14 protein-coding genes are annotated in these 14,780 nt (G+C 37.4%); 10 read left to right on the top strand and 4 right to left on the bottom strand.

Features of this window, described 5'->3' with window-relative positions:
- Positions 1-30 precede the first annotated feature (30 nt).
- A complete protein-coding gene (locus tag ASG21_RS00620) occupies positions 31-1,023 on the top strand; it encodes an aspartate-semialdehyde dehydrogenase (RefSeq protein WP_056074592.1) in 993 nt (330 codons plus the stop codon).
- 196 nt (positions 1,024-1,219) lie between these two features.
- A complete protein-coding gene (locus ASG21_RS00625; RefSeq protein ID WP_056074593.1) occupies positions 1,220-2,215 on the top strand; it encodes a cation diffusion facilitator family transporter in 996 nt (331 codons plus the stop codon).
- A gap of 390 nt (positions 2,216-2,605) precedes the next feature.
- Here ASG21_RS00625 and ASG21_RS00630 read toward each other — a convergent pair whose 3' ends face one another.
- On the bottom strand, positions 2,606-3,046 hold the full coding sequence (locus ASG21_RS00630; RefSeq protein ID WP_056074595.1) for an exosortase F system-associated protein: 441 nt from the start codon (positions 3,044-3,046) through the stop codon (positions 2,606-2,608).
- Complete coding sequence (xrtF, locus tag ASG21_RS00635) at positions 3,043-3,564, bottom strand: exosortase family protein XrtF (protein ID WP_056074597.1); 522 nt, start codon at positions 3,562-3,564, stop codon at positions 3,043-3,045. Before xrtF ends, ASG21_RS00630 begins: the two co-directional genes overlap by 4 nt.
- A 51-nt stretch (positions 3,565-3,615) precedes the next feature.
- Here xrtF and ASG21_RS00640 point away from each other — a divergent pair, with 51 nt between their 5' ends.
- From ASG21_RS00640 to ASG21_RS00665, 6 genes are all read left to right on the top strand, one after another.
- Positions 3,616-4,635 (top strand): phosphotransferase, encoded by a 1,020-nt coding sequence (locus tag ASG21_RS00640; RefSeq protein WP_056074599.1) that lies wholly within the window; start codon positions 3,616-3,618, stop codon positions 4,633-4,635.
- Between the two features lie 32 nt (positions 4,636-4,667).
- A complete protein-coding gene (locus ASG21_RS00645; RefSeq protein WP_056074627.1) occupies positions 4,668-5,072 on the top strand; it encodes a GxxExxY protein in 405 nt (134 codons plus the stop codon).
- Positions 5,073-5,148: 76 nt separating this feature from the next.
- A complete protein-coding gene (locus ASG21_RS00650) occupies positions 5,149-5,559 on the top strand; it encodes an RNase adapter RapZ (protein WP_056074601.1) in 411 nt (136 codons plus the stop codon).
- A 93-nt stretch (positions 5,560-5,652) separates the two neighbouring features.
- A complete protein-coding gene (locus ASG21_RS00655) occupies positions 5,653-6,366 on the top strand; it encodes a nucleotidyltransferase family protein (RefSeq protein ID WP_056074603.1) in 714 nt (237 codons plus the stop codon).
- Positions 6,367-6,628: 262 nt separating this feature from the next.
- Entirely contained in the window at positions 6,629-7,381 is a 753-nt protein-coding gene (locus tag ASG21_RS00660; protein WP_056074605.1) for a TIGR00730 family Rossman fold protein, read from the top strand.
- Between the two features lie 61 nt (positions 7,382-7,442).
- On the top strand, positions 7,443-7,913 hold the full coding sequence (locus tag ASG21_RS00665) for a DUF6702 family protein (protein WP_056074607.1): 471 nt from the start codon (positions 7,443-7,445) through the stop codon (positions 7,911-7,913).
- A gap of 237 nt (positions 7,914-8,150) precedes the next feature.
- Here the strand turns inward: ASG21_RS00665 and ASG21_RS00670 are convergent, their stop codons facing one another.
- Both ASG21_RS00670 and ASG21_RS00675 read right to left on the bottom strand, forming a co-directional pair.
- A complete protein-coding gene (locus tag ASG21_RS00670; RefSeq protein WP_056074609.1) occupies positions 8,151-9,542 on the bottom strand; it encodes a DUF5689 domain-containing protein in 1,392 nt (463 codons plus the stop codon).
- A 27-nt stretch (positions 9,543-9,569) separates the two neighbouring features.
- Positions 9,570-12,431 carry a carboxypeptidase-like regulatory domain-containing protein gene (locus tag ASG21_RS00675; RefSeq protein ID WP_056074611.1) on the bottom strand — a complete coding sequence of 954 codons (2,862 nt, stop codon included), beginning with the start codon at positions 12,429-12,431 and terminating at the stop codon, positions 9,570-9,572.
- 241 nt (positions 12,432-12,672) lie between these two features.
- Here ASG21_RS00675 and ASG21_RS00680 point away from each other — a divergent pair, with 241 nt between their 5' ends.
- Both ASG21_RS00680 and ASG21_RS00685 read left to right on the top strand, forming a co-directional pair.
- Positions 12,673-13,860 (top strand): endonuclease, encoded by a 1,188-nt coding sequence (locus ASG21_RS00680; RefSeq protein WP_056074613.1) that lies wholly within the window; start codon positions 12,673-12,675, stop codon positions 13,858-13,860.
- A 67-nt stretch (positions 13,861-13,927) separates the two neighbouring features.
- The gene (locus ASG21_RS00685) at positions 13,928-14,350 is read left to right on the top strand and encodes a DUF6146 family protein (RefSeq protein WP_056074615.1); all 423 of its coding nucleotides are present in this window, start codon (positions 13,928-13,930) and stop codon (positions 14,348-14,350) included.
- The last annotated feature ends 430 nt before the right edge of the window (positions 14,351-14,780 follow it).

Here is a 14,780-nt window from a genome sequence, read left to right on the forward strand (position 1 = left end):
TATATTAACTTAAATTTTATTTAAACAACAATGAAAGTAGCTGTAGTAGGTTCAACAGGAATGGTTGGACAAGTGATGCTTAAAGTTCTCGAAGAGAGAAACTTCCCTGTAACAGAATTAATTCCCGTAGCTTCCGAGAGGTCTATTGGAAAACAGGTGAAGTATAAACAGGTAGATTATACTATCGTAAGCATCGACGACGCTATAGCTGCCAAACCTGATATCGCAATTTTCTCAGCCGGTGGATCAACTTCTCTGGAATACGCTCCAAAGTTTGCCGAAGCCGGAATCACCGTCATCGACAATTCTTCTGCATGGAGAATGGATCCAACTAAAAAATTAGTGGTTCCGGAAATCAATGCTGATGTTTTGACTAAAGAAGATAAGATTATTGCAAATCCAAACTGCTCTACCATTCAGCTGGTGATGGTATTGGGACCTTTAAATAAAAAGTACGACCTGAAAAGAGTGATCGTTTCTACTTATCAATCGGTAACAGGAACAGGTAAAGCTGCTGTTGATCAATTGAACGGAGAAATAGAAGGAGATGATTCTGTTGCGAAAGTTTACCCTTACCAGATCTTCAAAAATGCATTGCCACACTGCGATGTATTTTCAGATGATGATTATACTAAAGAAGAAATTAAATTAATGAAAGAGCCTAAGAAAATTTTAGGTGATGATACATTCAATTTAACGGCAACTGCAGTAAGAGTTCCGGTACAGGGAGGCCATTCTGAAAGCGTAAACATCGAATTTGAAAACGAATTTGATCTCGACGAAGTAAGAAAAATCTTATCTGAAACACCTGGAGTAGTTGTAATGGATAATGTAAAGAACAACGAATACCCAATGCCACTCTACTCAGAAGGAAAAGATGAAGTTTTCGTCGGAAGAATCCGAAGAGACTCATCACAACCCAAAACGCTCAACTGCTGGATTGTCGCAGACAACCTCCGAAAAGGAGCTGCTACCAACGCAGTGCAGATTGCAGAATACCTGGTTAAAAACAACTTAGTATAAGCTAACAAAACAAAAAAGAGTCTCCAAAAGAGATTCTTTTTTTTATCGAATATTAAAGCTGTTGGCTACTAATTTGAAATTATGGCTTCTTCTTTATTAAGAAGCAAATTTTTCTGAAAAGGTTTTTAAAATTACTCCCTTTAGGGTCGGGGAAATAATTTAAAAAATCTTTTTATAACAAATTACCGTTATAATAATGATTACAAAAAAAATCAACAAAGACAAAATAGGTTTCCAAAAACTCATCGCGACTTTTGGGATTATACTTTTTGTGGGAAAAATTGTTGCTTGGAAACTCACAGATTCCGATGCTGTTTTTTCTGATGCAATGGAAAGTATCGTCAATGTGATCAGTGCTTTCATGGGTCTGTATTCCCTGTACTTAGCTTCAAAACCGAAGGACGAAGATCATCCTTACGGCCACGGGAAAGTAGAGTTCGTCACTGCTGGAATTGAAGGTGCCCTTATCGCCATTGCCGGAATCATGATCATTTACGAAGGCATCAACAGTTTGGTGACCGGCAGAATTCTGAAGAGCATCGACTGGGGAATCGCCATTATCGCTGCCACTGCTGTTATCAACTATATTTTAGGGTATATTTCCATTAAAAAAGGAGAAAAAGTAAATTCCCTGGTTCTCATTTCGTCCGGAAAACATTTGCAGTCCGACACGATCACGACTTTAGGGGTTGTCATCAGTTTGATTATCGTTTACTTCACTAAAATTTACTGGATTGATTCCGTAGTTGCCCTTATTTTCGGGCTCTACATTATTTTTGTAGGCTACAAAATTGTGCGAAAATCTCTGAGCGGGATTATGGATGAACAGAATCCTGAACTTCTCCAAAACATCATCGACCTTTTAGAAAAAAACAGACACACCGAGTGGATCGACATTCACAACATGAAAATCCAGCAGTTCGGTTCCTCACTCCACATCGATGCGCACATCACCCTTCCCTACTACTACAGCCTCCGCGAAGCCCATCAGGAAATGGAAAAAGTGATTCTTCTCCTGGCCAAAAACACCAAAAGAACCGTTGAATTTAATTTTCACATGGATGACTGCAAGACGATCTCGTGTCCGGTTTGTCAGATTTTCGACTGCCCCGTGAGAGAATTACCTTTCGTTCAGCGTGTAAAATGGACACCGGAAAATGTGACAAGTGTAGATAAACACACGGTCATTTAGTTTAAAACATTTAAAACAACCCGCAATCAGCAATGATTTTTTTAGGAGCTATTTCCAGCTCTCCGCTCATACTCCTCGCGCCACCACATGCCACCGCTGAATCCCTCCACTTGCCCAACGCCTGCTGTGGGGTATCCGCTGCGATCTGGGCTAGGAACACGGAAGTCCTTTTTTACTTTATTAAATCTGCGTTCAGGATAAATACCGCTTCTATCAATCAAAAGATTGGGCTTGTGTGAAGAGATACACATTTGGCTTCAGCTAAAATTTAACTTCAAGTTTTGACTGAAGCCATATAACGCTCATCATATTAAATGTCGGGCTAAAGCCCGACGCTATTAATTTAACTCTGTAAAATTTAAACTTATAACTTAACCCGAACTCAGTTGTTTAATCATCGTTTCTCATCTGCAGCTGTCTCCGGTAATAGAAAAGAGGGATAATCAAAAGTAAAATCAAAGGCTGTATCACAAACCTTCTTATGTAAAAAGAAAAAAGATATCCGACTTCAAATCTGTCTGAAACACAGTAAAGATAAATCGGAAAAGTAATGGAAAAAATAATCGCAATTAAAATCGCTCCCTGCACCGTCCAGCTCTTATTTTTAAATATAAAATGAATGATAATACAGGATGATATTAGATTTAAAATAAATCTGAAAAGATGACTCAAAATCAATTTTAACCAGTCAAACTCGGGAAATTGGGCATTTTTTGTAGCATCGTGAAAGTAGTTCAGAAAAGGATCATAGAATAATGAATCTTCGAAAATTCTCACAGAAACAATTCCCGCCATTCCGACCAAAACCAAAAACCAGCTTACAATTTTCATTTCTTTAAAGCAAAAAATTTAATCCAGACCAGCCAAAGCACAACAACTGATCCGTAAATGATCGCCGGAAAAACGTAGTCATGCCCAATCTTGCTGTATTGTGGATGATCTCTCACCACAACATTAAGTCCGACAATTCTCAAAACATTCATGATGTACAGGAAAACAAAACCGGCCAGCGTAAACAAAAAAGTTTTAGCACCTTTATAAAAAGCAAACACAAACGCCATAAACAGAATAATCACGGAAATCGCATTGCAGCCTTCCACCATTCTGCTGACGTATTTTTCTTTCACATAAAACCAAACTTGTTCATTCGGGACATCATTGTACAACTGCGTCACATACCCAAACCGATTCTGTAAAAAAGCCGCCTGATCTGCCACCATTCGGGAATAAGGATCAAGCCCTTCCGCCTGAAAACTGTTCAGGTAAAACTGATACGCCAAAATAAACACCACATAAATGATGATGAAACGCAGCAGAATCCCGAGTACAGGTTTAAAGTCCTTTAGCATAGCACAAAGATAAAATATTCGGTGGTAAATCGTTATATTTGTTACCTTATTATGACTCAGGAACAAGCAAAATATTTTTTCGAAAACCATTTCGGCCAACCCGCAGATGCGTTTACAGTTTTAGCTCAAAGCGGTTCTGCAAGGGTTAATTTCAAGGCTTCAAACCCAACTGGAGATTACATTATTACCTTCAACGAAAATCTTAGGGAAAACGAAGCTTTTCTATATTTCTCTGACGTATTCGGGAATTTTAATTTAAATACACCTGAGATTTTTGCCATTTCAAAAGACAGAAAGTTTTACATTCAGGAGTTTTTAGGAACAAAAACTTTATCCGACATTATTGCAGAGGAAGGACTTTCGGAAAGAGTACAAAGTCTGGTAAAACAAACCCTTGAAAAGCTTTTCACACTCCAAATTAAAACTGCAGAAAAAATCGACTACACCCAAACTTTCGAATATGAAAGTTATGATGAGCTTCCTGTAACACACGATCTGTACTATTTCAAAAACTTTATCGCAGATGTTCTTGACCTGGAATATCATAAGTCAACTTTGCTGAAAGAGTTTAAAGAGATTGTGAAACTCATCGAAAATCTGGAGCCAAAAGGTCTGATGATCCGCGATTTTCAGGCAAGAAATATTATGGTGAATGATGAAGATAAAGTTTCATTTATAGATTACCAATCGGCAATGAAAGGGCCGTTGATGTATGATGTGATTTCATTTTTATTTCAGGCAAAAGCCAATTTCCCTGAGAGTTTTAAAAATGAAATGCTTGATTTCTACATCAAACAGTGTGATAACGAAGAAATAAAAGCTCAACTAAAGAATTCGGTAAAACCAATTCAGCTGATGAGATTTTTACAGGTTTTGGGTGCTTACGGTTTAAGGGGATTGGTTCAGAGAAAAGCACATTTCATCTCAAGTTTAGAAAAGGGGATTCAAAACATCACAGAATTCTCAGAAAACTGGGAAGAGATGACAAAATATCCTGAGTTGAAAAATGTAATTATACAACTCAATTCTGAAAAGACAAGATTAAAAATTGAAGAGATTTTGAACCTTTAAGCCTTAATTAAGAAGTTAAGAATATTAAGATGATGACAAAGAAAAGTGTTACTCAATTATCTTATGAAATCACCGGCTTGGCGATTAAAGTTCATAAGAATCTTGGGCCGGGATTACTGGAAAGTGTTTACGAAGAATGCCTAAAAATTGAACTTCTTAAAAACGGTTTCGATGTTAAACAGCAGTTATATGTTCCGATCAACTATGAGGGCGTAGAAATAAATACGAAATTAATTGTCGATTTACTGGTAAATGACTGTATCATTTTGGAACTGAAAGCAATTGAAGAAGTTTTACCAATCCATGAAGCACAATTACTTACTTACATGAAGGTACTTAAAAAACCTCAAGGTTTATTGATAAATTTTTTCACTACAAATATTACCAAATCATTAAAACCATTTATAAACGAATATTTCAAAATGCTTCCAGACTAAAGTTTTGATTTATCAGAACCCTTAATGAACCTTAACAACTTAACTAAGCCTTAATGGTTAATTTTAAATATAAATTATGTTACACATAGACATTCACAGTTTTTCATACAAAAAAGGAGGAATTCCAAAAGACGAATCTGGTAACGGCGGAGGTTTTACCTTCGATTGCCGCGGAATTTTAAACCCCGGAAGAGTGGAAGAATATAAAATTCAGACCGGCAACGATATCGGTGTACAGGAATATCTCGAAACAAAAACAGACATGCCTAAGTTTTTAGAACTTATAAAAAGCATGGTTTCTATCAACATCGACAATTATCTAGGCAGAGGTTTTGAAAATCTACAGATCAATTTCGGTTGTACCGGCGGACAGCACAGATCTGTATATTCAGCCATTAAAATTGCTCATTTTATCGAAGAAAAATACGGCGAACAGGTAGAAATCAGCCTGCACCATGATGAGCAGCACCAACTTAATTATAAGTAATTTGTAATGTGCAATAAGTAATATCTTTAGCTTCGCTGTTATTACTTATATTTTTTACATTACTCATTACCAATTACTCATTACCTATATTACATGAAGGCACTTATTTTTGCAGCAGGAAAAGGCACCCGTTTGAAACCCTTTACAGATCATCATCCAAAGGCTTTGGCAAAGGTGAATGATGTACCGCTTTTAGAAAGAAATATCAGATATCTGCAGAGTTTCGGAATCAGTGATTTTGTAATCAACGTTCATCATTTTGGTGATCAGATCGTGGATTTTTTAAAATCAAATAATAATTTTAATGCTAAAATCGAAATCTCCGACGAGTCTGAAGAACTTCTCGAAACCGGCGGTGGATTGGTCTTTGCCAAAAGATTTTTGGATCACGGTGAAGATTTTATTATTATGAACGCCGACATTCTTACAGAAATCAACATCAATGATTTGGTGGAATATCACAAAAAGATGAAAGATTTTGCTACTTTAGCAGTATCAGATCGGGAAAGCTCACGAAAACTGCTTTTCAATGACGATTTTGTGCTGAAAGGATGGCTAAATGTACAGACGGGCGAACAGAGACTTGCAGAATTCAACAAAGGGTTCAAACCTTTTGCATTCAGTGGAGTTCACTGTATCAATCCTGTTATTTTCGACAAAATTAAAAGGACAGGAAAGTTTTCGGTGATGGAAGAGTATCTTGATCTGATGCAGACAGAGCAGATCCACGGATTTTTACACGACCGCATTCTGATCGATGTCGGAAGACCGGAATCTGTAATTGAAGCAGAGAAATATTTTAAATAAAAAAATATTCAAACAGTGTATCGCAACAATTTAAATTAAAAAAATGTGTTTGTAGATGGGATTTAAGAGCCTGTTTAAATTTCATCAGAATTAATTTTCCCCGATCCTAAAGGGAGTTAATTTTGATGAAATCTTCGAGGCATTTTTACACTCTTTAGGGTTGGGAAAAAGAAAAATGACTTGAAAATTTGTTTTTTAATCATTTTTAAACAGGCACTAAAAAGAAAAAAAGGAATTTTAACTATAATTTGAGATAAAATAAATGGGAATTGAAGGGAGCAGGGATGAAAGTTTACAGAATCCTGAATTAGATATCAACGAAGAAAAATTACACAACAGCCTAAAACAGAAAACATGGGATGAAACCATCACCAAAGACAGCTGGATGGTTTTCAAGGTAATGGCAGAATTTGTAGACGGCTACGAGAGAATGGCGAGAATAGGGCCCTGTGTTTCTATTTTTGGGTCAGCAAGGCTGCAGCCGGACTCCAAATATTATAATATGGCGGTAGATATTGCTGCGAAGATTACAAAAATCGGTTTTGGCGTCATCACCGGCGGTGGTCCCGGAATTATGGAAGCTGGAAACAAAGGTGCTTTCACCGCTCAGGGAAAATCCATCGGTCTGAATATCGATCTGCCTTTTGAGCAGCATTTCAACCCGTATATCAACAAAATGTATTCTCTGAATTTCGATTATTTCTTTGTCCGGAAAGTGATGTTTATTAAATATTCTCAGGGATTTATTGTGATGCCGGGAGGTTTTGGCACTTTGGACGAGCTTACAGAAGCTTTAACTTTAATTCAAACCAATAAGATCGGTAAATTTCCGATTGTACTCGTGGGCTCTGAATTTTGGGGCGGCCTTCTGGATTGGTTTAAAGAAACTTTGCTGAAAGAAAAAATGATTTCTGAGCCGGATCTCGATCTGTACCGTGTGGTAGATACTGCTGATGAAGCCGTTGAACATATCAAAGCATTTTACGACAAGTATTCGGTGGCCGTAAACTTCTGATTGGCACATAATTTGAGAATTTAACCCGAACACAAATGATCGAAAAAAATGATCAGATAAAATGAGAAAAATTTTATATTTAACAGGAGTTTTAGCTTTGGTCTCTCTGATGAGTTTCGCAGTCTTTGACTTTTACTCTTCAATGACTAAGGCAGATTATATCGAAGGCAGTAAAACATTAAAATTTACCACAAAAATAAATACCGGCCACATTTCTGATGCTATTAAAATCAACAGAAACACCGCAGGGTTTGAAGCTGAAGTAAAGAAATATGTAAATAACAATTTCGATGTGTACGTAAACGGATCACCAAAAACATTGACTTTTACAGGAAGCCAGGTGAGCGGAGAAACAGTTTGGGTGTATTTTGAAACAAACGGTGTTTCAGATATCAACTCATTAAAAATTAAAAATACAATATTACTCGGAGCATTTCCGAAGCAGATCAATCTTGTAAACATAGCCTATAAAGGTAGCCAGAAAACAATGAATTTCCAGCGTGGCAAAGAGGTTAACGAAGTTGATTTCTAAATTTAAATTTACTTTTTAATACTATAAAACCATTGAATGTTCAGTGGTTTTTTTGTGTCTGTAGGTTTGATGAGATTCATTTTAAAATTACTCAGCTCTTTAAACCGATTTAATGTGATCATGATGTTTGGAGTTGTTCTCAGATTTAAAATTCATGAAAGACAATTAAATAATGTACCAAAAAAAAGGAGCTACTCTTACGAATAGCTCCTTTAGATATTTTTAGAAAAACTTCTTTTACAAAGCCTGAATATTATCTAACTGAATTGTAGTAGACGCAGTAGCTGCATTACCCGAATATTCGAAGATGATAAATCCATTTCCTGTAAGTGTTGCAGGAATATCGTATGTACCGGCTGGAGCCAATGTACCGTAACCACCTGATGGAGCCTGAGGAATTGTGAACGCAGAAGTAATATCTGTTTTTGTAGCCGTAGTAATATCACTTAGCGGAGTGTAATTTGTAGTAGTATAAACTTTCAGTACATTCGCATTCCAGAATCCAACATTTACGTTAAATTTAAACTGGCTTGCCGCTGTAAAGTCGATAGGAACTGCAAAATAAGTTATATAGTTACCAGAACCGCCATTTGCTCCCAACTGAATATATTTATTGTTGCTGAAAGTCTTCAACTGCCAGTAACGGTTACCTTTTGCAGGATCATTTACATATTTAGGATAAACTTCCAGATTAGTAGGATTTGTTGGGTAGCTCTCAAAATTCTCAAGGAATGCACCTGAATAAGTGATTGCCGTCCCTCCTTTCGGAGGAGCTGGGTCTACTCTTGTAGCGGTAAAATTAAGATCAGCCGTATTTCTGATCAACATTTGCCATGTAGAATTGTATTTGCTAACTACAAAAGTTGCAGAACCACTTCCAGTAGGCAGTTTTGATGAACCCTGAGCAAAGAAACCAGAGTTTCTAATTGCAACTGTATTTCCGAACGCATCTTCAATAGTTCTGTCTGTATCTACACCGGCACCGGCAACATAGTCGATGAAGTTTTTCACAGTGGGTTCCAGTTCACCATCGGCAAACTGTGATGCAGGAACTTTTACCAACATATTAAGGTACTGATCATTTTTCGCTGCAGCAAGATTTGGCAAATCTAACGGTTTGATTGTAGCCACTTCAAGACCGTTTCCGTTACAGACTCCCGCAATATATCTGCTAAGAAGAGACGCTGGGATTCTTCCCACTGTGAAACTTGGATCAACAGAACCAATTTTTACCGTACCTCTGTCCAATGCCAATCTCAGACCTTTTGCACTGATTCGTACATGAGCACCAACAGGAAAATCTGCGTAGTTGCTCGCTCTGTCTACTTCCATCTGAATTGCAGCAGTAGGATTTTCAGGCTTATCCTGAATGGAAATCGTCTTATAAAAATTTCCGTTTTCGTCAGATGATACTACGTATCCATCAAAGATTTTTTCGTCCGTAATCAGTAAAAAACCTGTAGATGGAGTCATAGCTTTAAAATCAGCCAGTGTAGTATTTGTATTAGGAAATCTGTTTTCACAGTTGATTGGTGGAGTTTCCCACTCATCTTTTTGCGTACAGGAAGTAATAGCAATTGCAGATAATGCAACTCCTGTTACCAGACTTAAGTATTTTTTTATATTCATTGTCGTAATTTTTAAAGATAATTTATGTTAGAATCTAAACTGTAAATTTACAAAATATGATCTTCCCTGAGTGTACCAGTATTTTGGTGCAAATAATGTGAATTCTCTGCTGTAATCCTGCTGGAAAGTGTTGTATTTAGAATATCGAACCTGCTCAAAACCACCGGTAATGTATTTAGTGTTGTCAAAAACGTTGTTAACCGATGCTGAAATAAGCACGTAGTATTTTCCGATAATCCAGGATTTACCTGCATTTACATTAAAGAAATGTGCTGAAAGCAATTTGTTGGGCTGCAGAACAGTTCTCAACTGATCCTGTGTAAGACCGCTGAAAGGAGTTCCAAAATCTCCCTGAACGAAAGATTCTGTACGAACCAAAGCTGCAGGGTCTATGAAATTATCATCCAGGTAATTCCAGTTGGCACCAATCCAGTAATATTTAGGTGAATTGTATCTTAAACCTAATGAATACGCTTGCTGAGGAGTTCCTCCCTGTCTGTAATTTTTGATATAAGATTTTCCTAAATTGGTATAAGAAAGTCCGTTTGAGAAAGCACCTACTGCATCAGATGCAAAATATGTTGTAGGATTGTTTTGGTAAGTGTATTCCCCATAACTGGCCACACCCTGCAAAGATAATGTTGGTAAAACTTTTACATCAACACCCAATTCTCCACCCATATTTCTTCTTTTCACATCAGTCATTACCTGCGTTACGAATGCACTCTGCACGTTGGTAGCATTACCGTCTGCATCCACACCCGCCAAAGGAATTCCATCTGCAAAAAATCTCTGTACTGTTGTTTCATTTTCGGTATTAACGAGGAAACCTGTCAGTCTCATTTTCACGAAAGGTGTAGAAACTACGTAGCTTAAATCATTCGCATTTACAACAGTACTTTTGATATTCGGAGCTACAGAGCCATTTACCCTCGGGTTGAAGAACAAATCTTCAAGGAAAGGAGCCTGATTGTACATTGCACCGTTATAAACGAAGAAGTTTCTTCCGTTCATTCTGTAGATAGCCTGAGCCTTCAGACCAAAATTCAGGAAATTGTAATTTTTACCTTTTCCGTAAGAATCGTTGTATAAATAATGTTTGAAAAGACCTTCTCTGCTTGAAGATGAGTATCCTGCCAGTGCAGAAACAAAAACATCAAACTTTCCTGAAGTAAATTTAAAACCAGGATTCACTTTAAATTCCTGTCTTCTGAAAATATAGTCATAGGTCATTTTATCACCTACTTTTTTCGTAACATTATCATCAAGCTCGTTAAACAATCCTGATTTTCCAGGCTGATTGGTTGCTGCGAAAGGATCTCTGTTTAAAACAAAATCTGCTCCCAAAAGGTCATTCACCTCTCTGTACTGCTCAGTACGGTAATTCTGATAAGATACGTTTAAAATCAGCTTTGAAGTATCATTAAAATTATGCGTCAGGTGAGTAGATGCGTTAAAGATTTTATCATCACTTACATCATTCACCATGTAATACAAAGCTCTTCTGCCTGTCTGACCGTAATAATTGCCCGGCGCCTGAGACATATTTCTTCTGTAAAGTCTGTCCCAGTTGAGCTGAGTAACATTCGCATCACCATTCTGCCATGCAGCCAATGACGTCTGATAAGCCTCCTGAGCAGTAGTCTGACTACCATCAGGATTAACAACAGATGCATCCGGATTCAGGAAATCATAATAGCTCGGAAGGTTTCTGTAATAAGTCGGCGATGGATTCTGAACATTCTGCCAGTCTAAACGCGAACCTTTATCTTTTCCAAACTGATAGGAAACTGATGTCCAGAGATTGGTTTTAGGATTGATCTTCCAGAAATCCTGAAGCTGTAAAATTGGCTGGAATCCCCTTCTCACTCTTTCACTTCTCTGTTCGCCATTCTGATAACCCCAGTAAGAATTGTAATGTACACCTCTATAATTATAAACTTCCTGTGTACTTGGGCTCGCAGTAGATCTTCTGTACGGCGCACCAATGAAGTTAAACGTCATGGTGTGCTTGTCATTAAATTTCTTTTCAATTCCGAGATAAGCTCCGTAAGCATCATAGAAAGTACCTTCCTGAATTCCTTCTTCTGCCCATCTTCTTGCTCCCATTATCGTGAAAGCCCAACCTTTCTTGCTCATCCCTGAAGTATATCGCAAAGAAAAACGGTTTCTGTAGTTTCTGTTGGTAATAGAATATGTTCCCTGGAATCCTTTTCTGTACTCGCTGGCTTTGGTATTCTTGTAGATTACCGAGGAGTTTCCACCGAAAGCATATTCTGACGGAGCGTGATTCTGGGAAATTTCAGGATATCTTGTAATTTCATTCAGACCGCCCCAGTTTCCGAAATCAACATTTCCGTTGTCAGATTTTACCATGGAAACACCATTCAGCATATTTTCACCCATTCTGCCATCGATCCCTCTTGGTCTGAACCAATAGAAACCTAAGTCGAAAGAAGCAATTCTGCTGAAAACATCCTGCGAAGACTGTAAAAGTCCTACTGTAGATGCCTGGCTGCCTGAATCCTCATCGTCATCACTGTCGATGATTGCCAATCCCTGATCTGCACCGGTAAGAGCAGAACCAAGAACCATCACACCTAAATCTTTTCTTTTTTCATCGCTGGTTACATCAAAATCTACCACCTTAGTTTCGTAGTTAGGTTTTGTGATTACCATCTGATAATGGCCCGGCTGAAGATCCACAAACTGGAAATATCCAATCTTATCTGCCGTTACATCATTTTCGCTCCCTTTAAGATCTACCTCCGCTTTTTCGATGGGCTTACCATCGGCATCTTTCAGATATGCATAGACTGTAGTCTGCGCATAATAGTATGATGCGGGAAGTAATGTAAATAAAGAGACTAATGATAGCTTTTTAAACATGTATATACTTTTTTAATACTTTTTAGCTTAATTCTCAAGAAGTTAAAAACTTTTTGGGGCACAAATTTAATTAAATTATTTATTTAAAAATTATTTTAATGTTACTTTTTATTAACATTGTTAAATTTTGATAATACAGTATACCTTGTCATAAAAATTAGCGATATAAATTTACAAATATTTAAAACGCAGTGTTTTAAAATAATTTAAATTTGCACATTAATTAAACGTAATATCAGAAATGAAAAAATCATTGAGCATACTGATGCTTGTAATTACAACATGGAGTTTTGCACAGCAGGGAAAGCTTAGAAAAGTTGCGACAGTAGGATTTTTAAACGTAGAAAATCTTTGGGACACCATAAAATCTGCGGATTATATAGACGGAACGAAAGATATAAAAAACCCTGCTTTTCATCGCAGCATCCCTTTAGACAGTATAAAATTTCTTGAATCAGAAAAATATGAGGGAGTATGGAATGATGAATCACTAAAAGGAAAAAAAGCAGTCCGCTACCAAAGTGGTGCAGAAGAATTTACTCCTTCAAGCGGAAAAAATTACAACACAAAGGTATATAGGCAGAAATTAGCCAACGAAGCCAAGGTAATCTCAGAACTGGGAGCGCAATATACCAAGACAGCTCCGGCAGTTGTAGGACTTATCGAAGTAGAAAACCGTCAGGTCATCGAAGATTTGGTAAAACATCCTACTTTAGCCAAGTACGATTACGGAATCGTGCATTACAACTCTTATGACTACAGAGGAATTGATGTGGCACTTATTTACCAGAAAAAAAGATTTAAGGTAACGAATTCACTCAAAAAAGAACTTAAAGTTTTTAACGAACAGGGAAAAAGAGAATACACCAGAGACATCCTTGTAGTGAGCGGACTTCTTGACAACGAAAAAATTACCGTTTTCATGAATCACTGGCCATCAAGAAGAGGTGGCGAGGCAGCTTCTCTTCCAAAAAGAATTGCAGCAGCACAACTACTCAAAAAGCAGATGGACAGTGTAAGAGCTGAAGATCCAACTGTGAAACTGTTTGCAATGGGTGACTTCAATGATGACCCCGTAAGTTCAAGTTTAAAAAATCACCTTAAAGCCCAGGCAAATTCAAAAGACCTAAGTGAGGCAACGCCTTATCTGAACTTGATGTATCCGCTTTACAAAAAAGGAGTAGCTTCATTGGCTTATCAGGACGCTCCAAACCTTTTTGACCAAATAATCGTGTCGCAAAATGTCACATCAAAAGAGGTAACCAAAGAGTATTCTGTGTACAAGGCAGAGGTTTTTGCACCACCTTACTTAGTCAATAAAGAAGGCAACTACCGCGGTTATCCTTTCCGCTCATGGAACGGCGACCAGTTTACAGGCGGTTACAGTGATCACTTCCCCGCTTTTGTAGTTTTGCAGAAGGAACCGTAACAAAAACATAATTTAAAGCATAAAGGGCACTCTTATTGGAGTGCCTTCCTTATTTAATACAGTCAAAATGAAAAACTTAATTATAATAATTACGCTCACACTTTTTCCGATGTTTTCTTACTCCCAGAACAAGCCGCAGAAAAACGAAGATGAAGCAGTGATGAAACCTGAAAAAAACGATGATGGCGAATGGGAACTTACAGTCATAGATACACAGTATGACTACTTTCTCAATGCAATTGCTCAACCCATTTCGCAGTATTCTGAAAGTTACCTGAAAAACAGAAACACCTTCCTTGTCACAGAATGGAATTCATATTTCACATCAGGCCGCTACAGAAACATCATAGAATCATCAATACAATATGATCCGACCGAAAAATACGGCATCAAGTTCGAGTACAGGCTTTACCAGGTCTTCGCATACGTTCAATGGAAATACGGCCTAAAAATGAGCGGACTCGGTGCCAGAGATGCAACAAGATTCTAAAAGAATGATTATTTTCAGAAACTGCTCTAATTTAAATACAGAAAAGATGTATTAGTAGGAGCTTTTTCCTGCTATCCGCTGTATCTTTTTTGTCGCCGGCTCTTTATAAAAATTTAGAANTTGCTATCAGGGCTATGGGATTTTGTATGCCGGAAAAATGTATTTGAAAACAAGGTATAGCCAAAATATGGGTAATGGGTAATCAGTAATGAGCAATAGGTAATAATTGATAAATGATGATTGATGATTGATAAATGATATTTAATGTAAGCCTTATTAGCATTCTCGCTACCCATGTAATAGCAGTTCGCTACGAAACAGATCTACACAATTGTCCGCATCCCGAAACCCGTATCCCTCAAATCCCACCTTAACCTTAACCTTAACCTTAACCTCTTATTCCGCATCCCGTACCAATTATTAATCTTGA

Origin of the sequence: Chryseobacterium sp. Leaf394, from assembly GCF_001424105.1 — a bacterium.
Lineage (GTDB): Bacteria > Bacteroidota > Bacteroidia > Flavobacteriales > Weeksellaceae > Chryseobacterium.

Bases quoted from the DNA above. Each gene is read 5' to 3' on its own strand.
- ASG21_RS00630 (WP_056074595.1), bottom strand. From the start codon at position 3,046: ATGAAAATTGTAAGCTGGTTTTTGGTTTTGGTCGGAATGGCGGGAATT.
- ASG21_RS00680 (WP_056074613.1), top strand. From the start codon at position 12,673: ATGAAAAAATCATTGAGCATACTGATGCTTGTAATTACAACATGGAGT.
- ASG21_RS00670 (WP_056074609.1), bottom strand. From the start codon at position 9,542: ATGAATATAAAAAAATACTTAAGTCTGGTAACAGGAGTTGCATTATCT.
- ASG21_RS00640 (WP_056074599.1), top strand. From the start codon at position 3,616: ATGACTCAGGAACAAGCAAAATATTTTTTCGAAAACCATTTCGGCCAA.
- ASG21_RS00625 (WP_056074593.1), top strand. From the start codon at position 1,220: ATGATTACAAAAAAAATCAACAAAGACAAAATAGGTTTCCAAAAACTC.
- ASG21_RS00660 (WP_056074605.1), top strand. From the start codon at position 6,629: ATGGGAATTGAAGGGAGCAGGGATGAAAGTTTACAGAATCCTGAATTA.
- ASG21_RS00665 (WP_056074607.1), top strand. From the start codon at position 7,443: ATGAGAAAAATTTTATATTTAACAGGAGTTTTAGCTTTGGTCTCTCTG.
- ASG21_RS00620 (WP_056074592.1), top strand. From the start codon at position 31: ATGAAAGTAGCTGTAGTAGGTTCAACAGGAATGGTTGGACAAGTGATG.
- ASG21_RS00675 (WP_056074611.1), bottom strand. From the start codon at position 12,431: ATGTTTAAAAAGCTATCATTAGTCTCTTTATTTACATTACTTCCCGCA.
- ASG21_RS00645 (WP_056074627.1), top strand. From the start codon at position 4,668: ATGACAAAGAAAAGTGTTACTCAATTATCTTATGAAATCACCGGCTTG.
- ASG21_RS00685 (WP_056074615.1), top strand. From the start codon at position 13,928: ATGAAAAACTTAATTATAATAATTACGCTCACACTTTTTCCGATGTTT.
- ASG21_RS00655 (WP_056074603.1), top strand. From the start codon at position 5,653: ATGAAGGCACTTATTTTTGCAGCAGGAAAAGGCACCCGTTTGAAACCC.
- xrtF (WP_056074597.1), bottom strand. From the start codon at position 3,564: ATGCTAAAGGACTTTAAACCTGTACTCGGGATTCTGCTGCGTTTCATC.
- ASG21_RS00650 (WP_056074601.1), top strand. From the start codon at position 5,149: ATGTTACACATAGACATTCACAGTTTTTCATACAAAAAAGGAGGAATT.